A 19291-nucleotide genomic window follows, 5' to 3' on the forward strand; every position below is an offset into this window, starting at 1 on the left:
CCTTTCGGGTCAGACCCGCTCGACCAGTTCGAGCGCCTGGGCAGGGGATGGTGCCGGCTTGCGTGCGGCAAGCGGAACGACAGGAAGGACGTTCTCCTCGGCGAGGAAGACGGAACGCACGACGCGCTCGGCCGCATGGCCGTCGTCGAAGTCGCAGAAGCGCTCACGGAACGCCCTGCGGAAGGCCGCGGCCTCCTCGCTGCGCCATGCGTCGGACCGGAGGATCTCGGTGAGCTGCGCCTGGCTGGTGGCGACGGCGCCGGGGGGCTCGGCCATGAGGTCGAAGTAGCTGCCCCGGACCACCTTGTACGTGTCCCAGTCGTCGGCGAAGATCACGATCGGCCGGTCGAGGTTGGCGTAGTCGAACATCGCCGACGAGTAGTCGGTGATCAGGGCGTCGGCCGCGAGGTAGAGCTGCTCCACGCACTCGTGTGCGGAGACGTCGATGACGCGGCCCTTGGCCTGGAGTTCGGCGAGCCGGCCGGTGGGCTTGTAGAAGTAGTGGCCGCGTACCAGCAGGGTGACGTCCGGGCCCAGTTCCTCGGCCAGCTTCGCCAGGTCGATCCGCGGGGTGAATTCCTTCTGGTACTCACGGTGGGTCGGCATGTACAGGAAGACCTTGGAGCCGTCCGCCGCGCCGAGTTCGTGGCGGGCCCGGGCGACCTCACGGGCGCCGGAGTTGATCAGCACGTCGTTGCGCGGGTAGCCGGTCTCCAGTGAGGTGTAGGAGCACGGATAGACCCGCTCCCACACGGTGGTGGAGTGGCGGTTGGACGAGATGCTGTAGTCCCAGCGGTCGCAGCGCCGGAGCAGGTCCTCCATGGACATGCTCGTGGAGGCCGGGTACTTGGCCTGGTCGAGCCCCATCGTCTTCAGCGGGGTGCCGTGATGGGTCTGCAGGTGGATCTGGCCCTCGCGCTTGATCAGCGAGTCCGCGAAGTTCACGTTGTTGATGAAGTACTTGCCCCGGGCCAGTGCCGTCCAGTACTCGCGGGAGCCGACGACGGCCACCTCGACGCCCTTGGGCACCCGGCTCACGTGCTCCGCGCGCACCGCCCAGACCCGGCGGATGTGCGGCGCCAGCCGGGCCAGCTCGGCGTCGATGGCCGCGGGATTGCACGCGTAGCCCCGGCTCCAGTAGGCGGAGAAGACCGCGAGGTTCTCGTCCACCGGCAGCCGCAGCTGGGACTGGTAGATCAGGCGCATCGCGGCGCGCTTGGCCCGGTTGACGCGCTGGGTGTTGCGCACCCGCGCCCGGTTGCGCACCCGGTTGGCCCGGGTGACACCGGTCAGGGCCGGGTAGGAGTCCATGCCGAGCAGCGCGTACTTGTAACCGCGGCCACCGGCCGGCCGCTCGAATCCTTCGGGCAGCCGGCGGCTGTAGTCGGCGGCTGCCCGGTGGAAGAATTCGGACCGCGCATTCTTGGGAAGGCGGCCCGGCTTCTCCAATACCGTGAGGTAGTGGTCGACCATTTTACGGAAGAGCGCGGGGCGCCAGGAATCGAATTCCGGGTGTTCGTCCAGGTAGGCGAATACGCGGTCGTACTGGTCGAATACATCGAAATGCTTACGGCTGACGGTGCGGAGTATGTTTCCGCCCTCGCGCCGCTGCCGGTAGAGCACGCAGACGCGGTCGAGCACCGCGATGCTCTCCGCCGTGACCAGGGTGGTGTACGTCCAGGGGGCGTCCTCGTAGTACCCGGCCGGGAACCGGAACCCGTGCGCTTCGACGAAGTCGCGGCGGTAGGCCTTGTTCCAGACGATCTGCAGCAGGTCGAGCAGCCCGGGCCGCTCCGACAGCGGGAAGACCGCGGGCTCGCCGGCGCCGAGCAGAGCGGCCCGCTGGTTGGGCAGCAGCCGCCCGTCCCAGTAGCTGCGCGCGTAGTCGTAGATCAGGATGTCGGGGTCGTCGGTCGCGTCGAGGCGCCCGGCGATGCCGCTCAGCGAGCCGGGCGTCAGGGTGTCGTCACTGTCGAGGAAGACCAGGTAGTCGCCGGTCGCCTGCGCGACCCCGGCGTTACGGGCGTGGCCCAGCCCCACGTTCTCGCTCAGGTGGAGGACCCGCACCCGGGGGTCGCGCTCCGCGTACTCGTCGAGGATGGCGCCCGAGCCGTCCGGCGAACAGTCGTCCACGGCGACGACCTCGAAGTCGGTGAAGTCCTGCTGCAGTACGGAGTCGAGGCACTCCCGAACATACCCCTGCACGTTGTACGCAGGCACGATGAGTGTCAGTCGAGGCATCCTTCACCAGTCCAGAGAGCTGTTCGCAGGGTCCGTGCGCAGGCACCGATTCGCACCGCGGAATCATGGGGGAGCGCCTGAGCACCTGAACAGCGTAATTGATTGACATCCGCCCACTGTGGCCTTGTGTTTGCCCCGGCTTCATCCGGGGCCGCCCGGCTTGGCCCGTGCTGTTCGCCGGGTGTCATCCGTACGCAGCTTCATATCGCACGATAATACGGTTGATACCTCTTTGTCTGATTCGATTTTCCGTGGACGTAGGGTGGACCCGTCCGCAGGACCGGACGGCAGGACCTTGCACAGAGAGTGAGACGCACAGAATGACCTGGATGGTTACGGGCGGGGCCGGATACATAGGTGCGCACGTCGTGCGGGCGATGCTCGCCGGCGGTCTGCGGGTGGTCGTGTACGACGACCTCTCCACGGGGAACGCCGCGAGTGTGCCCGACGGGGTGCCGCTGGTCACCGGCAGCGTGCTGGACCGGAAGGCCCTGGACGCGGCGATCCGTGACCACACCGTGACAGGTGTGGTGCATGTCGCAGGCAAGAAGCAGGTCGGCGAGTCCGTCGAGCGCCCCCTCCACTACTACCGGGAGAACGTGACCGGTCTGGAAGTGCTGCTGGAGAGCATGGTCGCGGCCGGAGTCGACCGGCTGGTGTTCTCCTCGTCGGCCGCCGTCTACGGCATGCCCGACGTGGACCTCGTCACGGAGGACACCCCCTGCGCGCCGATGAGCCCGTACGGGGAGACCAAGCTCGTCGGCGAATGGCTGATCCACGCCTCCGCCCGGGCCCACGGACTGCGCTGCGCCTCCCTGCGGTACTTCAACGTCGCCGGTGCGGCCTCGCCGGAGCTCGCCGACGCCGGGGTGTTCAACCTCATCCCGATGGTCTTCGAGCGCCTGGAGGCCGGCGAGGGTCCGCGGATCTTCGGCGACGACTACGCGACGCCCGACGGCACCTGCGTCCGCGACTACATCCATGTGGAGGACATCGCCTCCGCCCACCTCGCGGCCGCACGCCGGCTGGAGGAGGCCGGGCCCGGCACGGACCTCACGCTGAACATCGGCCGCGGCGAGGGAAGCTCGGTACGCGAGATGGTCGACCGCATCCTCAAGGTGACCGACTGCGGGGACGTCGCCCCCGAGGTGACCGCCCGCCGCCCCGGCGACCCGGCGCGCGTGGTCGCGGGCGCCGACCGGATCCGCGCGGAGCTGGGCTGGTCGGCCCGGTACGGCGTGGACGAGATGATCGAGTCCGCCTGGCAGGGCTGGCGCCTGCGGCACCCGTAGGGGCCTCGCGCACGCCCGGGTCGCGGCCCGGGCGTGCGCATTCGTGCAATTCGATATCGAGTTCGACATCGTGCGCATGTGCGGCGGTTTCCTGAGGACGGTTCGAGGCGAAACCGAAGTCGAATGGTTACGGGGGGCCGCCGCTTTTCCTCCGGATGAGTCGGTAAGCGGGTCGGCGGTGCTGTTTCGCCGCGGATGAGTGGCGGGATCTGACTAAGGTCACCCGGTAGGTCGCAGCTGCGACAGGAACGCCGACTCATCGTGGGGGCAGAACTGTGAAGGCTCTCGTACTTTCCGGTGGGGCAGGCACCCGGCTTCGTCCCATTACTCATACCTCGGCCAAACAGCTGGTACCGGTGGCGAACAAACCGGTGCTGTTCTACGGGCTCGAAGCCATCGCGGAAGCCGGCATCACCGAGGTCGGCATCATCGTGGGCGACACCGAGGAGGAGATCCGCGCAGCGGTCGGCGACGGCTCCCGGTTCGGCATCGACGTCACCTACATCCCGCAGTCCGAGCCGCTCGGCCTCGCCCACGCCGTCCTGATCGCCCAGCGCTTCCTGGGCGACGACGACTTCGTCATGTACCTCGGCGACAACTTCATCGTCGGCGGGATCGCGGGCCTGGTCGAAGGGTTCTGCGCGGACCGTCCCGACGCCCAGATCCTCCTGACGCGGGTGCCCGACCCGACCTCGTTCGGCGTCGCCGAGCTCGACGGGGACGGCAGGGTCGTGGCCCTGGAGGAGAAGCCGAAGGAGCCCAAGAGCGACCTGGCGCTCGTCGGCGTCTACCTCTTCACCCGGGTCATCCACGAGGCCGTCCGCTCCATCCGCCCGTCCTGGCGCGGCGAACTGGAGATCACCCACGCCATCCAGTGGCTGATCGACCAGGAGCGCGACGTCCGCTCCACCACGATCCGCGGCTACTGGAAGGACACCGGCAACGTCACCGACATGCTGGAGGTCAACCGCACCGTGCTGGAGACCGTCGAGCCGTGCACCCAGGGCGCCCACGTCGACGACGAGAGCGAGATCATCGGCCGGGTCCGGATCGAGCCGGGCGCCCGGGTCACCCGCAGCCGGATCGTCGGCCCCGCCATCATCGGCGCCCGCTCGGTGATCAGTGACGCCTACGTCGGACCGTTCACCTCGGTCGCCCACGACTGCCGGATCGAGGACAGCGAGATCGAGTACTCCATCGTCCTGCGCGGCGCCTCGATCGACGGCGTCCGCCGCGTCGAGGCCTCCCTCATCGGCCACGAGGTCGAGGTGACTCCCGCGCCCCGGAGCCCGTCCGCCCACCGACTCGTCCTCGGCGACCACAGCAAGGTGCAGATCTCCTCATGACGACCCGTCTCCTGGTGACCGGCGGTGCCGGCTTCATCGGATCCCATTACGTCCGCACCCTGCTGGGCCCGGACGGCCCCGGTGACCTCGTCGTCACCGTGCTCGACAAGCTCACCTACGCGGGCAGCCCGGCCAACCTCGACGAGGTGCGCGACCACCCGGGGTTCTCGTTCGTGCAGGGCGACATCTGCGACACGGAACTGGTCGGCGGCCTCATGGCCGGGCACGACCAGGTGGTGCACTTCGCCGCCGAATCGCATGTGGACCGCTCCATCGACGGCGGCGCCGAGTTCGTCCGTACCAACGTCCTGGGCACCCACACCCTCGTCCACGCCGCGCACCTGTCGGGCGTCCGGACCTTCGTCCACATCTCCACCGACGAGGTCTACGGGTCAATCGACGAGGGCTCCTGGACCGAGAACGAACCACTCGCGCCCAACTCCCCGTACTCCGCGTCCAAGGCGTCGAGCGACCTCATCGCGCTCTCCTACCACCGCACCCACGGACTCGACGTGCGGGTGACCCGCTGCTCCAACAACTACGGGCACCACCACTTCCCCGAGAAGGTCATCCCCCTCTTCGTCACCCATCTGCTGGAGGGCCGGCCGGTCCCGCTGTACGGCGACGGCGCCCACGTCCGCGACTGGCTGCACATCGACGACCACGTCCAGGCCATCGAACTCGTCCGCACCAAGGGCCGCGCGGGCCGGGTCTACAACATCGGCGGCGGCACCGAACTCTCCAATAAGGAGCTCACCGGACTGCTCCTGGAGGCCTGCGGTGCCGACTGGGACACCGACGTCGTCCACGTCGAGGACCGCAAGGGTCACGACCGGCGCTACTCCGTCGACTGCACCCGGATCCGTGAGGAGCTCGGTTACGAGCCCCGCAAGGACTTCCGCACCGGGCTCGCCGAAACAGTGCGGTGGTACCGCGAGAACCGCTCCTGGTGGGAGCCGCTCAAGGAGAGGGCCGCCCTGTGAGCGCGGTCTGGCTGGTCACCGGAGCCGCCGGAATGCTCGGGCAGGACCTCACGGCCGCCCTCGCCCACGAAAGCGTCACCGCCGTCCCCGCGGACCGCACGGTCCTGGACATCACCGACCCCGGCCGCGTCCGCGCGGCGTTCGTCGCCCACCGCCCCGCCGTCGTGGTCAACTGCGCGGCCTGGACCGCCGTCGACGACGCCGAGAGCCAGGAGGACGCCGCCCTGCGGATCAACGGCACCGGCCCCGCGGTGCTCGCCGCCGCCTGCCGCGAGCACGGCGCCGTCCTGCTCCACGTCTCCACCGACTACGTGTTCGCCGGGGACGCCGCTCTGCCGTACGCCGAGGACGCTCCCACCGCCCCGCGCAGCGCGTACGGCCGCACCAAACTGGCCGGCGAACGCGCCGTGCTGGAGACCCTCCCCGACACCGGCTACGTCGTGCGCACCGCCTGGCTCTACGGCGCGGGCGGCGCCAACTTCGTCCGCACGATGATCAGGCTGGAGGGCGTCAAGGACACCCTCGACGTGGTGGACGACCAGCGCGGCCAGCCCACCTGGACCGTCGATCTGGCCGGCCGGCTCGTGCGGCTCGGGCAGGCCGCCCTGGACGGCACCGCCCCGGCGGGCGTCTACCACGGCACCAGCGCCGGCGGGACGACGTGGTGCGGCTTCGCCCGGGAGATCTTCCGGCTGCTCGGCGCGGACCCCGCCCGGGTCCGGCCCACCACCAGTGCCGCGTATCCCCGCCCGGCCCCGCGGCCCGCGTTCGGCGTGCTCGCGCACGACCGGTTCCGGGCGGCCGGGATCGAACCGATCCGGGACTGGCGCGCCGCACTGGAGGAGGCCTTCCCGGCCCTGCTCGCCGCGGAACGCCCCCTGCTCAGCGGCCGGCCGAACTGAGCGCGGGTTCACCCGCCCGCAGCCGCGCGTAGTACGCCTCGCACGCGGCGTACGACGGAAGCAGCCCCTGCCGCTCCGCCTCGGCCAGCGAAGGCGCCCCGGCGTCCTTCCCGGACAGCAGCGGCGCGATGTCCGCAGGCCACTCGATGCCCAGCTCCGCGTCGAGCGGATCGATGCCGTGCTCGCGTCCGGGCGCATAGCCCTCGGAACAGAGATAGAGGACGCCCGCGTCATCGGTCAGTGCCATGAAGGCGTGGCCGAGCCCCTCGGCGATGTAGACCGCCCGGTGAGCGGTGTCGTCGAGACGGACCGCCTCCCACCGCCCGTACGTGGGCGAGCCCGCCCGGACGTCCACGATCACGTCGAGCACGGCGCCGCGCACGCACTTCACGTACTTCGCCTGGCCCGGCGGCACGTCGGCGAAGTGGATCCCGCGCAGCGTGCCCCGGCGGGACGTGGAGAAGTTGGCCTGCGCGAGCCCCAGCGCATGTCCCGCGGCCTCTGCGAGGTCCGGGGCCCTGAACCACTCGTGGAAGCTGCCGCGGGAGTCGGGGATGACCTCGGGCTCGTGCACCCAGGACCCGGGGAGGGAGAGCTGGCGCATGCGATCACGTCCTGTTCCTGGATTCGCCGAACGTTCCGGCGGTGGAGCCGACGTCTCCTGCAACGAGTCGCGGCAGGAAAGGGATACGGAACGGTACGGATACGGACGAAACAGGGTCCACGGTGCGGAACGCGAAGGCGCCGATTCCCGTGCTCGCGTAGATTGCGGGGTCCAGCGAGGCGAACCATGGGGGCTACACGTGTCAGGGGCCAGGCAGGGCGTCACGGAGGCCCGCAGGATCGTGGTCAAGGTCGGTTCCTCCTCCCTCACCACGGCCTCCGGGGGCCTCGACGCCGACCGGGTCGACGCACTCGTCGACGTGCTCGCCAAGGTGCGCAGCGGCGGTGAGCGGGAGGTCGTCCTCGTCTCCAGCGGCGCCATCGCGGCCGGACTCGCCCCGCTCGGACTGCACCGCAGGCCCAAGGACCTCGCCAGGCAGCAGGCCGCCGCCAGCGTCGGCCAGGGGCTCCTCGTCGCCCGCTACACCGCCTCCTTCGCCCGCTACGGCGTCCGCGTCGGCCAGGTCCTGCTCACCAGCAACGACACCAGCCGCCGCGCCCACTACCGCAACGCCTACCGCACCCTGGACCAGCTCCTGGACATGGGCGCGCTGCCGATCGTCAACGAGAACGACACCGTGGCCACGGACGAGATCCGTTTCGGCGACAACGACCGGCTCGCCGCGCTCGTCGCCCACCTGGTCCGCGCCGATCTGCTGATCCTCCTCTCGGACGTGGACGGCCTCTACGACGGCGACCCGAGCATCCCCGGCACCACCCGCATCGCGGAGATCACCGGCCCCGCCGATCTGGCCGGGGTCAGCATCGGCAGCGCCGGCAAGGCGGGTGTCGGGACCGGCGGCATGGTCACCAAGGTCGAGGCCGCCCGGATCGCCACCGCGGCCGGTGTCCCCGTCGTCCTGACCTCGGCGAGCCACGCGGCCGACGCGCTGGCCGGCCGCGACACGGGCACCTATTTCCACCGCACCGGACGCCGCTCGGCGGACCGGCTGCTGTGGCTCGCCCACGCCTCCACCCCGCAGGGTGCGCTGACCCTGGACGACGGCGCCGTGCAGGCGGTCGTGGAGCGCCACAGCTCGCTGCTGCCGGCCGGGATCGCCGCGGTCGAGGGCGAGTTCAGCGCCGGCGACCCGGTGGAACTGCGCGACCTGCGGGGCCGGCCGGTGGCCCGCGGGCTCGTCAACTTCGACGCCAAGGAGATCCCGCAGCTCCTCGGCCGCTCCACCCGCGACCTCGCCCGCGAACTCGGTCCCGCGTACGAGCGGGAGGTCGTACACAGGGACGATCTTGTCGTTCTCGGCACCTGACCGACCCCTGAAACGGCTGAAAGTCCAGCCTCCGGGCAGAGACCTTCACGAAAACCGCCCCAAGCCGGGCCGCGGACTGGTCCACTTTGTAGCAGGGACACTGCGGGTTACGGCACAGCAACACATTCACAGGAGGCCGCCGGTGAGACGAGCGCGCCCGGGGGCGCCGCCCCGAGGAACGGGTGGCCGCGCCCTGACCAGCGTCGGAGCAGGGACCGGCTTCGACGGAAGCAGGACCACGGACCGGAGGGACGAACGGACCACCGGGCCGGAACCGACGGTGGCCGGCCAGGAGCGCACGCAGTCGAAGCTGTGGCACATCACGCTCTGCGTCTCCGGCTCCGAGATCCCGCTGAAGGAGGTCAGACGAGGCCTCGAACAGCTGGCCCACGACCACCCCTTCCTGCTGACCAGCCGTTACGCCAACGACCACGCGGAGATCCGCTACTGGGAAGAGGCCCGCGACCTGCACGACGCGGCGGCGGTGGCGCTGCGGCTGTGGGGCGAGCACCGTTCCAGTGCGGGGCTGCCGCCCTGGGAGATCGTCGGCCTGGAGGTCATCGACCGCGAGACGTACCACCAGCGCATCGCCGAGGGCTACGGGCCGCCCCCGGCCGCCCCGGTCGGCGTGCATCCGTACTGAGACCGGCCGGCAGAGGGAGGCCGCCATCCCTCGGACGGCCGTCTCGCATCACGGGATACGTGACGGATGCCCGCAGCGTGCGCATTATTCTGCGGGCATGACCACCCTTTCGCCGTACGACAACATGTCCCCGGTCGCCCAGGCCGCCTACCGGGCCCGCTCCGCGGCCGCCGATATCGCGCCACTTCCGCGTGCGGCGAAGGACGACGCGCTGCTGGCGATCGCGGACGCGCTCGAAGTGCGGACCAGCGACATCCTCGCGGCCAACGCCGAGGACGTGGCGCGCGCCCGCGAGGCCGGGACCAGCGAGTCGGTCGTCGACCGGCTGACCCTCACCCCCGAGCGGATCCGCGCCATCGCGGCCGACGTGCGGGACGTGGCGGCGCTGCCCGACCCGGTCGGCGAGGTGGTGCGCGGTTCGACGCTGCCCAACGGCATCGATCTGCGCCAGGTCCGGGTGCCCCTCGGCGTGGTCGGCATCATCTACGAGGCGCGGCCCAATGTGACGGTGGACGCCGCGGCGCTCTGCCTCAAGTCGGGCAACGCCGTGCTGCTGCGCGGTTCGTCCTCCGCCCACGCCTCCAACAGCGCACTCGTCCGGGTGCTGCGTGACGCGGTCGGCGGCTCGGGTCTGCCGGCCGACGCGGTGCAGTTGGTGCCCGGCGAGAACCGTGACTCCGTCCGCGAGCTCATGCGGGCGCGCGGCCTGGTCGACGTGCTCATCCCGCGCGGCGGCGCGTCACTGATCCGCACCGTCGTCGAGGAGTCCACCGTCCCGGTGATCGAGACCGGCACCGGCAACTGTCATGTGTACGTCGACGCGCAGACCGACCTCGACATGGCTGTCGCCATCCTGGTCAACTCCAAGGCGCAGCGCCCGAGTGTCTGCAACTCCGCGGAGACGCTGCTGGTCCACCGGGACATCGCCGACGCGTTCCTGCCGCGCGCCCTGGAGGCCCTCGCGGAGGCCGGCGTGACCGTGCACGGTGACGAACGGGTGCTGGAGTATGCGGAGAACTCCAAGGTCACCGCGGTGGCGGCGACGCCGGACGACTGGGAGACCGAGTACCTCTCGTACGACATCGCGGCGGCCGTCGTGGAGTCGCTGGACGCGGCCGTGGCACACATCCGGCTCTGGTCGTCCGGTCACACCGAGGCGATCGTGACGACGTCGCAGGCGGCGGCACGGCGTTTCACCCAGTTGGTGGATTCGGCGACGGTGGCCGTGAACGCCTCGACGCGCTTCACGGACGGCGGCCAGTTCGGCTTCGGCGCCGAGATCGGCATCTCCACGCAGAAGCTGCACGCCAGGGGGCCCATGGGGCTGCCGGAGCTGACGTCGACGAAGTACATCGTGACCGGCGACGGCCACGTCAGGTGACGGTGTGACGCGGCGAATGTGCCGTCTCCCTGCCCAAAACCACCCCACGGGTCTAGGCTGAAGCCGTGCCGGACGACGTGGGGGGCAGGCCGTTCCCGAACGGCTGGGAGCCCGACGACGACCGCGGGGGCGCGGACGAGGACTTCGCCTCCGTGGTGTTCGACGAGGACTTCGTGCGGGCAGCCGAATTCCACGAACCGACCGCTGTCGAGCGGCTGTTGGCCGCTGCCGAGGCGCGCGCCGAGGCGGATGCCTTCCGGTTCAGGGGCGGCGGTGGGCCGCTGGACGACGACCCCTACGACGACGGGTACGGGCCGGGCGGCGCGTACGGCCACGGGAGTGGCTACGACGACGGGCCGGACGACGACGACCGCGCCAGCGGCCCGTACGGGCGCCACGGCGGCGCTCTGCGGCCCTATCGGGGATCGGCCCGCTGGCACCGGCCGGTGGCCTGGCTGCTCGCGCTGCTGATGGGGGTCGGCATGATCGCGCTCGCCTTCAGCGCCGTCTTCCGCAACACCTCCGGCGACCGCCAGGACCAGGTCCCGCCCCCGGCCACGAGCGGGGTGGACAGTGCGCCGGGGCCGACCTCGGCCCCGTCCGCCGCGGACGGCTACTCCCGCCCGATGGTTTCCGCCGTTCCCCGCACTCCCTGATCCCGCCGAAGCGCCGTCCCGACCGTGTCCCGGCCGCCTGTTCCCGGGCGTACCGGGCGCACCGGTTGCCGGTGCGCCGCCGCCCCGACGTGCCCGTTACGGGCCGCCGACGATGCCCCGGGGTGGCCGGGCGGGCCGCTGCCGTTTCCCCGGCCCGGATCCACCCGACCGGGGGAATCCCGGGGCAGTTCCCGCCCGTCACCGCGTTTACCTCCGCTGTAATCGACCTACTCTGAAGATATGACCCCTCACCCGTTCGAAGAGGGGGCTTCTCACTTGTCCGGCCATGCCCACGTATGGCGGGCAGACCCTGTCCGGAGCCTTCCGGCCGGAAGGGGCGCACCGTTTCGGCCCCGGCCGGTGGCGTGGAGTCGGTCGGTGACGTGAAGTCGGGAGAAGTCATGGCAGACCGCGGAGATCCACCCGAAGGCCCGTCGGAGAACGGGGCGAGCGGCGGCAGCGAGGACGAGTACCGCTCACTCGTCTTCGACGAGTCCTTCGTCCGGGCTGCCCGGCTCCAGGAATTCTCCGCCCAGGAGCGCATGGGAGAGCACGCCCGCGCCGTCCGGAGCCTGCCGGGCCGAGCCGTCCGCAACGGCTCACGGGCCGCACTCGCCCTGGTCGTCCTGATCGCCCTGGCCTTCGGCGCCGCCGTCTTCATGGGCTTCCGCCACCCCTACCAGAACCCCGTCACCCGCCGGGCCGAGCCGCTGCGGATGACCGTCGTCCCGCTGGCGCCGCGCGGAACCGTGCCCGCCGGCACCCCGGCCGGTCTTTTCGCGGGCAGCCCCGCCGCCTCGTTCCCCGAGGGGGCCGCCGGCATCAGCCTCCCGGTCAGCCGGCGGACGGACAGCTTCTCCGAGAACCAGGTGTACACGGCGCTGGCCACGGTCAAGGACTACCTGGTGGCCTCCTCGCTCGACCTCGACGTCCTCGGCGGGAACGCGGTGCGCCCCGTGGAGTCCCTGCTCGACCCGGACCAGATGGAGCAGTTCGAGCGGAGCGTGAGGGCCCCGCGCGACGACGGGCAGCACGCGGTGACCGGCTGGCTGGTGCGATTCGACCCGGCCCGGGTCACCCTCGACCCGGAGATCCGGGTCCGGGGCACCCTGCGGTACGCCGAGGTGGGGGCCGACACCCTGGAGGTGCTGTCGGACCACACCTTCGCCTATGCGCTCCGCCCGACCGTCTCCGGGCCCCAACAGGCGGACGGAGCCTCGCTGTTCACCGTACGGCGGGAGATGCGCTTCCGGTTCGACCGGGACGATCTGCGGCTGCACCGGCTGGAGGTGCAGACCAGCTACGTCCAGGCCGGACCGCAGTCCTGCTCGGCCGACACCACCGGTGCCCTGCGGCCACTGCTCGCGGGCGGACGAGCGGTCGACCGCGGCCCGGCGGGCACCGACCCGTACGCGACGGGCCTCCCCGCCGCGGCGCTGTGCGGGACGCTGGAGGTCAGCTCCCCGCCGTCCCGGGAGCAGACGGCCCCTCAGGGTCCTCGGGCCCCGGGGACTGCTCCGAGCCGTCCGTAGCGTCACCCGTGGCCGTCCCGGCCCCCTTGGCGCCGCTGCCGCCCGCTCCGGTGAACTTGTCCCGGAGCTTGCCGCCCAGGTCCCCGGCGCCCCCCGCTATGTCGCCGACCAGCTTCATCAGCGGGTCCTTGCTGCTGCGCACCGAATCGGCGTAGTGGGAGGCGGATTCCTTGAAGGCGTCCGTGACCGAGGTGTCCTTGTCCTCGTCGCGCCGCGGGTAGTGGCCGTCCATGATCCGCTGGTAGTCGCGGGTTTCGGACCACTTCTTCAGCTCGGCCGCGCGCACGGTGGTGAACGGGTGCGAGCGGGGGAGCACGTTGAGGATCTTGAGGACGGAATCGCGCAGGTCGCCGGCCTTCTCGTACTCGTCGGCCTGGGCGAGGAAGGCGTCCACGTTCATCTCGTGGAGGTGGTTGCCGCCGGCGATCTTCATCAGTCCGCGCATCGAGGCCCGAAGATCCTGGCCGACCAGCAGTCCGGCCCGGTCGGCGGACAGCTCGGACTTGCGGAACCACTCGCGCAGCGCGGTGACGATCGCCATGATCGCGACATTGCCGAGAGGGATCCACGCCACCTTGAGCGCGAGATTGGTGAGGAAGAGCAGGATCGTGCGGTACACGGCATGGCCGGAGAGGGCGTGCCCCACCTCGTGTCCGACGACGGCCCGCATCTCCTCCTCGTCGAGCAGCTCCACCAGGCCCGTCGTCACCACGATGATCGGCTCGTCCAGGCCGATGCACATGGCGTTGGGCTGGGGATTCTGGCTGACGTACATCGGAGGGACCTTCTCCAGGTCCAGGATGTAACAAGCGTCCCGCAGCATGTCGTTGAGGTGGCTGAACTGCGCGTCGCTCACCCGGACGGAGTCGGACAGGAAGAGCAGTCGCAGACTGCGCTCCGGCAGCAGTCCGCTCAGCGCCTTGAAGACAGTGTCAAAACCGCTCAGCTTGCGCAGGGCCACCAGGGCCGAGCGGTCCGCCGGGTGTTCGTACGCCCGGGAGGAGATTCCCGGGAAACGCCTGCGCTGCCTGCTCGGCACCTGGCCATGGCTCTCGTGGCTGCCGTCGGTCATGAATGGGCCCCCTGTTCGTACGAGACGTCGCTCGCCCCCTGACAAATCCCAGCGTAGGTGCTGGGGCTACGGTGTGCGGGGGGCTGTGGATAACTGAGGAGACGCCCGACATGCCGCACACCGTTGCTCTGCTCGCTGCCGCGTCCGAGGACCAGGGGCCCGGCAACACGATCCGCATCGTGCTGATCGCCTCGCTCGTCGGAGCGGCCCTGATGGCCTGGTTCCTGCTCCGCGGATACCGCAACGACGACAACAACGACTGAGTCGGCGTGGGCGTGCCCGGGGCCCCCGCATACGATGTCAGCGACGTCTTCCCTCCGACTCCCGATCGATAGGTCCTGCCGAAGATGAGCCTCACGAGCACCGCACACCAGCTGGTCACCGTCGCCGCCGAGGGCGAGCACGGTGGAAACCACGAAAGTCTCAGCCCGCTCCTCACCGGTGGCGGTGCGTTTGTCGCGCTTCTCCTCCTTCTGTGGATCACCACGCGCTTCAACCGCGACCGCTGAGGCCGAGGCGTACAGCTGTGCCAGTAGGCTCTGCACGCATGGGAGAGCAGGAAGTGCCTACCGGCCGCGGAAAGCGCCGCCTCGGCGTGATGGGCGGGACGTTTGACCCGATCCATCATGGACACCTGGTGGCGGCCAGTGAAGTGGCCGCCCTGTTCCACCTCGACGAGGTGATCTTCGTCCCCACCGGGCAGCCGTGGCAGAAGAGCCAGAAGCAGGTGTCCCCGGCCGAGGACCGCTATCTGATGACCGTCATCGCGACGGCGTCCAACCCGCAGTTCTCGGTCAGCCGGAGCGACGTCGACCGCAAGGGGCCGACGTACACGATCGACACCCTGCGGGACCTGCGCGCGGTCCACGGTGACGCGGACCTCTTCTTCATCACGGGTGCCGACGCCCTCTCCCAGATCCTCACCTGGCGGGATGCCGAGGAACTCTTCTCGCTCTCCCACTTCATCGGTGTGACGAGGCCGGGGCACGTGCTCACGGACGCCGGGCTGCCGGAGGGGGGCGTCTCCCTCGTGGAGGTCCCCGCGCTGGCGATCTCCTCCACGGACTGCCGCGAGAGGGTCGCCCAGGGGGATCCGGTCTGGTACCTGGTGCCGGACGGCGTGGTCCGCTACATCGACAAGCGCCAGCTGTACCGCGGCGAATGAGCCACGGAGAGGGGCACCGGTGAACGACCGTCAGAACCCGTACGACCCGTACTACCAGCAGCCGCAGATCATCGGCTACGACGAGTACGGTCAGCCGGTGTACCAGCAGCCCGGACAGCAGCAGCCGGGACAGCAGCAGTACGAGCAGCAGTACGACCCGTACGCGCAGCAGCAGCCGCAGCCGCCGCACCAGGCCCAGCAGCCGCAGCAGCAGGCGCCGCAGTCCGGGCAGGGATACGGCTACGACCCGTACGCCCAGCAGCAACAGCAACAGCCCGCCGTGCCCCCGCAGCAGTACGACCCGTACGCCACCCAGCAGCACCCACAGCAGCAACACCCGCAGCAGGGTTACGGCTACGACGGCGGCTACGGCTATGACACGGGCCAGCAGCCCGCCGCGGTCGACACCTCGCAGCAGTGGAGCATCCCGCAGCAGGCCCCGGCGCCCGAAGCCCCGGCCGCGCAGCGGGCCCCCGAAACTCGGCGGACTCCCGAAACGCAGCCGGCCGCGGAGCCGGAGGCGGGCGTCCCGGGGCCGCGCCGGGGGGACCGTGACTACCGCACGGAGCAGTTCTCCTTCATCGAGGAGCCCGACGAGGACTCCGAAGACGTCATCGACTGGCTGAAGTTCACCGAGAGCCGCAGCGAGCGCCGCGAGGAGGCTCGCCGGCGCGGTCACAACCGGATGGTCGCGCTGATCGTCGTCGCCGCCCTCGTCGTGGTCGGTGGCGTGGGTTACCTGTGGTCCGCGGACAAGCTTCCCGGCTTCTCCGCGTCGGAGAAGGAGACCACCACGGCGACCGGTCCGCAGCGGCGGGACGTCATCGTGGTCCACCTCCACAACACCAAGGGCGGCGGTACGTCCACGGCCCTGCTCGTCGACAACGTGACCACCAAGCAGGGCACGACGGTTCTGCTGCCCAACTCGCTGGCCGTCTCCGACGAGGACGGTGCCACCACCACGCTCGGCAAGTCGGTCGACGACGACGGCACCTCCGGAACCCGTGAGTCCATCGACACCCTGCTCGGCACCGAGATCAGCGGCACCTGGCGGCTGGACACCCCGTATCTGGAGAACCTCGTCGACCTGGTCGGCAACATCGAGGTCGACACCGACACCGCTGTTCCCGACGCCAAGAAGGGGAACCCGCCCCTGGTGAAGGAGGGCAAGGCGCAGACCCTCGGCGGGCCGATGGCCGTCGCCTACGCCACGTACCGGGGGCCTGGGGAGGCCGAGGCCAAGCAGCTGATGCGGTTCGGGCAGGTCATGCGCGGAGTGCTGCGGAAGATCTCCGACGATCCGAAGGCCGCCACGGTCACCATCCAGACGCTGGCGCAGATCCTCGACCCGTCACTGCCCGAGCAGGACCTCGGCGCCTCCCTGGCGAAGCTTGCCGAGCACGCCAAGATAGGCGACTACAAGACGGCGCTGCTGCCGGTCCAGGACGACGGCACCCTCACCGACGCCGCCACCGAGAGCGTCGTCAAGGACATCCTGGGCGGCTCGGTCAAGGCCCCGGCGGCGGAGGCGGCGGTGCGGGTCGGCGTCAAGGACGCCACGGGCAGCGACCGCGGTACGGAGTCCGCCCGGATCGAGCTGGTCAACGGCGGCTACACCGTCGTCAATGCGGGGAAGTCCGACGCGGTGGCCTCCTCCGAGGTCGTCTACGAGGACGCTGCGGACAAGAAGAAGGCGACCGAGGTCGCCTCGACCCTCGGGCTGCCCGCGAGCGCGACGAAGCAGGGCAAGCCGGCCGGCAACGCGGACGTGTCGGTCGTCATCGGCCAGGACTACAAGATCAAGTAGCCCGCGGTGCGGCCGACCGTCCCACGGGTCCACGGGCCCAGGGTTCGTCCGGTCCGGTCAGGGGCGGCTCCGGACGGTTCCGGGGCCGCCCCGCCGTCGTTCCCGGGCCGTCCGGGGGCGGCTTCCGGGCCTGTCTGTGGGCCGGGGCGGGCGGTTCCACCGCTGCTCCGGGCGGCGCCGGACGACTCCTGAACGGTCCTCGGAGGATGACTGCGTGGGCTGTCGGCGGTCCGTGAGACCCTAGAGGTTGATCTGACCGCCTACGAAAGCCTGCATGTGACCGCCACGGACCGCTCCATCGAGCTCATCAACGCCGCCGCTCAGGCGGCCGCCGACCGGCTCGCGCACGACATCATCGCGTACGACGTCAGCGACGTGCTGTCGATCACGGACGCCTTCCTGCTGGCCTCGGCCCCCAACGACCGCCAGGTCAAGTCGATCGTCGACGAGATCGAGGAGCAGCTTCAGGAGAAGCTCGGCGCCAAGCCGGTCCGCCGTGAGGGCGACCGCGACGCACGCTGGATCCTCCTCGACTACGTCGACATCGTCATCCACGTCCAGCACAGCGAGGAGCGCGTCTTCTACGCGCTCGAGCGCCTGTGGAAGGACTGCCCCGAGATCCCTCTTCCCGAGGACGCGGTGAAGACCCGCGGCAAGGCCGAGGAGCACGCACAGCTCACCGGCAGCACGGAAGGTGAGCAGAGCTGAACGGCAGCGGAAGCGGCAGGGGCCGCAGGATCGTCCTCTGGCGACACGGCCAGACGGCGTGGAACCTGGAGCGCAGGTTCCAGGGCTCCACGGACATCGAGCTCACCGAGGAGGGCGTCGGGCAGGCCCGGCGGGCCGCCCGGCTGCTCGCCGGGCTGAAGCCGGACGCGATCGTCGCATCCGATCTGCGGCGCGCCGCGGCCACGGCGGGCGAGCTCGTCGCAGTCACCGGGCTCGGTGTCGCGTACGACCCGGGCCTGCGCGAGACCTACGCCGGCGCCTGGCAGGGCCTCACCCACGAGGAGATCGTGGGACTGTACGGCGAGCAGTACGCGGCCTGGAAGCGCGGCGAGCCCGTGCGGCGCGGCGGCGGTGAGCTGGAGACCGAGGTCGCCGACCGGGCGGCCCCCGTCGTGCTCGCGCACGCCGACAAGCTGCCGGACGACGGCACGCTCGTCGTCGTCAGCCACGGTGGCACCATCCGGACCACCATCGGCCGGCTGCTGGGCCTGGAAGCGCATCACTGGGAAGGGCTCGGCGGACTCACCAACTGCTGCTGGTCGGTGCTGGGCGAGGGCGCCCGCGGCTGGCGTCTGCTGGAGCACAACGCGGGCACGCTGCCCGAACCGGTGCTCGGCGACGACGCCTGACCTGGTTCCCGCACGGTGCCCACAGGGCGTCTGCGGGAAGCATCGGCCGGATTTCACTTTCCGGCTGGTCACAGGCTAAAGTTCTTCTTGTTCGCAGCGCGGAAACGCAGGGAAACACAGCGAACAGCGGGGCTATAGCTCAGTTGGTAGAGCGCCTGCATGGCATGCAGGAGGTCAGGAGTTCAATTCTCCTTAGCTCCACAATCAGGATCCCGTCCCCTCCCAGGGGGCGGGATCCTTGCTTGTTGCCCCCGCCCGGTCACCGAAGGATTCCCGGCGGGCTGCCCCCCTTGCGGGGCCATGGCAGAATCGGACCGCCGGAGGGGAGACGGACCGAACGGGGAGGAGTGAGCGATGCCTGCGAGCCGCCACGAGATCCCGGAGCTGCCCCCAGGACCTGACCCGAGTCGTCCCCCGGTGGCCCGAACGCCCGGTGGTCACACCGGAATCCTCCCCCTGTGCACGGCCCGCGGCCGCAGCCGGAGCTGATCCATGGGCGCGCACAGGCGGAAATGCGACTGGTGCGGCAGCGGTACGCCCATCGTCAGGGACATGGACCCGGTCAACGTGGACTACCAGTACTGGTGCGAGGAATGCGCGCGGGCCCTCGTCATAAAGGGCGACCCCATCGAGACCTACCGGGAGCTGGAAGGGGAGCCGATCTACGGACGGCTGCTGGAGGAGCACTGCACGCTGAAGCGCTTCTACTCCTTCGCCACGGCCTGACCCGCCCGGCGATCGGCCGGGAGGCGCCGAAGTGGAGCCGGGGAGCGGCTGACGGCAAACGATTTGGTGGACGGCCGGGGTGACCGGTAATGTTCTCGATGTCGCCAGGGGAGACCGGGCGGCAGAACGCGGGGCTATAGCTCAGTTGGTAGAGCGCCTGCATGGCATGCAGGAGGTCAGGAGTTCAATTCTCCTTAGCTCCACAGTGAAGATCGACTGGCGGGCCATCCGAATCGGATGGCCCGCCAGTCTTTTT

19 protein-coding genes and 2 tRNA genes are annotated in these 19291 nt (G+C 70.3%); 18 read left to right on the forward strand and 3 right to left on the reverse strand.

Annotated elements, in window-relative coordinates:
- Nucleotides 1–9: 9 nt before the first annotated feature.
- Complete coding sequence (locus ACFYPA_RS11465) at nt 10–2241, reverse strand: bifunctional glycosyltransferase family 2 protein/CDP-glycerol:glycerophosphate glycerophosphotransferase (protein ID WP_359085166.1); 2232 nt, start codon at nt 2239–2241, stop codon at nt 10–12.
- 320 nt (nt 2242–2561) lie between these two features.
- Between ACFYPA_RS11465 and galE the strand changes: the two genes are divergently transcribed.
- The 4 genes from galE (at nt 2562) to rfbD (ending at nt 6764) form a co-directional block, all read left to right on the forward strand.
- Nucleotides 2562–3533, forward strand: a complete 972-nt coding sequence (gene galE, locus ACFYPA_RS11470; RefSeq protein WP_389131269.1) for a UDP-glucose 4-epimerase GalE — start codon at nt 2562–2564, stop codon at nt 3531–3533.
- A gap of 275 nt (nt 3534–3808) precedes the next feature.
- Nucleotides 3809–4879 carry a glucose-1-phosphate thymidylyltransferase gene (locus ACFYPA_RS11475; protein WP_359085164.1) on the forward strand — a complete coding sequence of 357 codons (1071 nt, stop codon included), beginning with the start codon at nt 3809–3811 and terminating at the stop codon, nt 4877–4879.
- Nucleotides 4876–5862 (forward strand): dTDP-glucose 4,6-dehydratase, encoded by a 987-nt coding sequence (gene rfbB / locus ACFYPA_RS11480; protein ID WP_389131272.1) that lies wholly within the window; start codon nt 4876–4878, stop codon nt 5860–5862. Before ACFYPA_RS11475 ends, rfbB begins: the two co-directional genes overlap by 4 nt.
- Nucleotides 5863–5894: 32 nt before the next feature.
- Nucleotides 5895–6764 carry a dTDP-4-dehydrorhamnose reductase gene (rfbD, locus tag ACFYPA_RS11485; protein WP_389131714.1) on the forward strand — a complete coding sequence of 290 codons (870 nt, stop codon included), beginning with the start codon at nt 5895–5897 and terminating at the stop codon, nt 6762–6764.
- Here the strand turns inward: rfbD and ACFYPA_RS11490 are convergent.
- Entirely contained in the window at nt 6745–7368 is a 624-nt protein-coding gene (locus tag ACFYPA_RS11490; protein ID WP_359085162.1) for a dTDP-4-dehydrorhamnose 3,5-epimerase, read from the reverse strand. The genes rfbD and ACFYPA_RS11490 overlap by 20 nt on opposite strands.
- Nucleotides 7369–7609: 241 nt before the next feature.
- Here ACFYPA_RS11490 and proB point away from each other — a divergent pair, with 241 nt between their 5' ends.
- The 5 genes from proB to ACFYPA_RS11515 all read left to right on the forward strand — a co-directional run bounded on the left by proB (nt 7610) and on the right by ACFYPA_RS11515 (nt 12907).
- Nucleotides 7610–8695 carry a glutamate 5-kinase gene (gene proB / locus ACFYPA_RS11495; RefSeq protein WP_359085220.1) on the forward strand — a complete coding sequence of 362 codons (1086 nt, stop codon included), beginning with the start codon at nt 7610–7612 and terminating at the stop codon, nt 8693–8695.
- Between the two features lie 142 nt (nt 8696–8837).
- Nucleotides 8838–9338 carry a hypothetical protein gene (locus ACFYPA_RS11500; RefSeq protein ID WP_359085161.1) on the forward strand — a complete coding sequence of 167 codons (501 nt, stop codon included), beginning with the start codon at nt 8838–8840 and terminating at the stop codon, nt 9336–9338.
- Between the two features lie 97 nt (nt 9339–9435).
- Nucleotides 9436–10719, forward strand: coding sequence for a glutamate-5-semialdehyde dehydrogenase (locus ACFYPA_RS11505; RefSeq protein ID WP_359319579.1), 1284 nt, complete (start codon nt 9436–9438; stop codon nt 10717–10719).
- Between the two features lie 65 nt (nt 10720–10784).
- Complete coding sequence (locus ACFYPA_RS11510) at nt 10785–11375, forward strand: hypothetical protein (RefSeq protein WP_359319581.1); 591 nt, start codon at nt 10785–10787, stop codon at nt 11373–11375.
- A gap of 401 nt (nt 11376–11776) precedes the next feature.
- On the forward strand, nt 11777–12907 hold the full coding sequence (locus tag ACFYPA_RS11515) for a hypothetical protein (RefSeq protein ID WP_359085158.1): 1131 nt from the start codon (nt 11777–11779) through the stop codon (nt 12905–12907).
- Here the strand turns inward: ACFYPA_RS11515 and ACFYPA_RS11520 are convergent.
- Nucleotides 12831–13979: a M48 family metallopeptidase gene (locus ACFYPA_RS11520; protein WP_389131277.1), complete on the reverse strand. Its 1149-nt coding sequence runs from the start codon at nt 13977–13979 to the stop codon at nt 12831–12833. The genes ACFYPA_RS11515 and ACFYPA_RS11520 overlap by 77 nt on opposite strands.
- 110 nt (nt 13980–14089) lie before the next feature.
- Here ACFYPA_RS11520 and ACFYPA_RS11525 point away from each other — a divergent pair, with 110 nt between their 5' ends.
- The 9 genes from ACFYPA_RS11525 (at nt 14090) to ACFYPA_RS11565 (ending at nt 19238) form a co-directional block, all read left to right on the forward strand.
- Nucleotides 14090–14242, forward strand: coding sequence for a hypothetical protein (locus ACFYPA_RS11525; protein WP_359085156.1), 153 nt, complete (start codon nt 14090–14092; stop codon nt 14240–14242).
- Between the two features lie 84 nt (nt 14243–14326).
- Entirely contained in the window at nt 14327–14488 is a 162-nt protein-coding gene (locus ACFYPA_RS11530) for a hypothetical protein (protein WP_187285139.1), read from the forward strand.
- A 38-nt stretch (nt 14489–14526) separates the two neighbouring features.
- Nucleotides 14527–15144 carry a nicotinate-nucleotide adenylyltransferase gene (gene nadD / locus ACFYPA_RS11535; RefSeq protein WP_359085155.1) on the forward strand — a complete coding sequence of 206 codons (618 nt, stop codon included), beginning with the start codon at nt 14527–14529 and terminating at the stop codon, nt 15142–15144.
- Nucleotides 15145–15163: 19 nt separating this feature from the next.
- Nucleotides 15164–16951, forward strand: coding sequence for an LCP family protein (locus ACFYPA_RS11540; protein ID WP_389131281.1), 1788 nt, complete (start codon nt 15164–15166; stop codon nt 16949–16951).
- Between the two features lie 276 nt (nt 16952–17227).
- Nucleotides 17228–17659: a ribosome silencing factor gene (rsfS, locus tag ACFYPA_RS11545; protein WP_359085153.1), complete on the forward strand. Its 432-nt coding sequence runs from the start codon at nt 17228–17230 to the stop codon at nt 17657–17659.
- A complete protein-coding gene (locus tag ACFYPA_RS11550; RefSeq protein ID WP_359085219.1) occupies nt 17656–18309 on the forward strand; it encodes a histidine phosphatase family protein in 654 nt (217 codons plus the stop codon). The genes rsfS and ACFYPA_RS11550 overlap by 4 nt, the downstream gene beginning before the upstream one ends.
- Before the next feature lie 128 nt (nt 18310–18437).
- Nucleotides 18438–18510: transfer RNA gene (locus ACFYPA_RS11555), tRNA-Ala, on the forward strand.
- A gap of 291 nt (nt 18511–18801) precedes the next feature.
- The gene (locus ACFYPA_RS11560; RefSeq protein WP_148018647.1) at nt 18802–19035 is read left to right on the forward strand and encodes a hypothetical protein; all 234 of its coding nucleotides are present in this window, start codon (nt 18802–18804) and stop codon (nt 19033–19035) included.
- A gap of 130 nt (nt 19036–19165) precedes the next feature.
- A tRNA-Ala gene (locus ACFYPA_RS11565) sits at nt 19166–19238 on the forward strand.
- Nucleotides 19239–19291 lie beyond the last annotated feature (53 nt).

Origin of the sequence: Streptomyces sp. NPDC005775 (genome assembly GCF_042871565.1) — a bacterium.
In the GTDB taxonomy this organism is placed as follows: domain Bacteria; phylum Actinomycetota; class Actinomycetes; order Streptomycetales; family Streptomycetaceae; genus Streptomyces.

What these genes read in the sequence shown, in the direction of transcription:
- ACFYPA_RS11465 (WP_359085166.1), bottom strand. Translation starts at nt 2,241, where the DNA reads ATGCCTCGACTGACACTCATCGTGCCTGCGTACAACGTGCAGGGGTAT.
- galE (WP_389131269.1), top strand. Translation starts at nt 2,562, where the DNA reads ATGACCTGGATGGTTACGGGCGGGGCCGGATACATAGGTGCGCACGTC.
- rfbB (WP_389131272.1), top strand. Translation starts at nt 4,876, where the DNA reads ATGACGACCCGTCTCCTGGTGACCGGCGGTGCCGGCTTCATCGGATCC.
- rfbD (WP_389131714.1), top strand. Translation starts at nt 5,895, where the DNA reads ATGCTCGGGCAGGACCTCACGGCCGCCCTCGCCCACGAAAGCGTCACC.
- ACFYPA_RS11490 (WP_359085162.1), bottom strand. Translation starts at nt 7,368, where the DNA reads ATGCGCCAGCTCTCCCTCCCCGGGTCCTGGGTGCACGAGCCCGAGGTC.
- ACFYPA_RS11505 (WP_359319579.1), top strand. Translation starts at nt 9,436, where the DNA reads ATGACCACCCTTTCGCCGTACGACAACATGTCCCCGGTCGCCCAGGCC.
- ACFYPA_RS11515 (WP_359085158.1), top strand. Translation starts at nt 11,777, where the DNA reads ATGGCAGACCGCGGAGATCCACCCGAAGGCCCGTCGGAGAACGGGGCG.
- ACFYPA_RS11520 (WP_389131277.1), bottom strand. Translation starts at nt 13,979, where the DNA reads ATGACCGACGGCAGCCACGAGAGCCATGGCCAGGTGCCGAGCAGGCAG.
- ACFYPA_RS11525 (WP_359085156.1), top strand. Translation starts at nt 14,090, where the DNA reads ATGCCGCACACCGTTGCTCTGCTCGCTGCCGCGTCCGAGGACCAGGGG.
- ACFYPA_RS11530 (WP_187285139.1), top strand. Translation starts at nt 14,327, where the DNA reads ATGAGCCTCACGAGCACCGCACACCAGCTGGTCACCGTCGCCGCCGAG.
- nadD (WP_359085155.1), top strand. Translation starts at nt 14,527, where the DNA reads ATGGGAGAGCAGGAAGTGCCTACCGGCCGCGGAAAGCGCCGCCTCGGC.
- ACFYPA_RS11560 (WP_148018647.1), top strand. Translation starts at nt 18,802, where the DNA reads ATGGGCGCGCACAGGCGGAAATGCGACTGGTGCGGCAGCGGTACGCCC.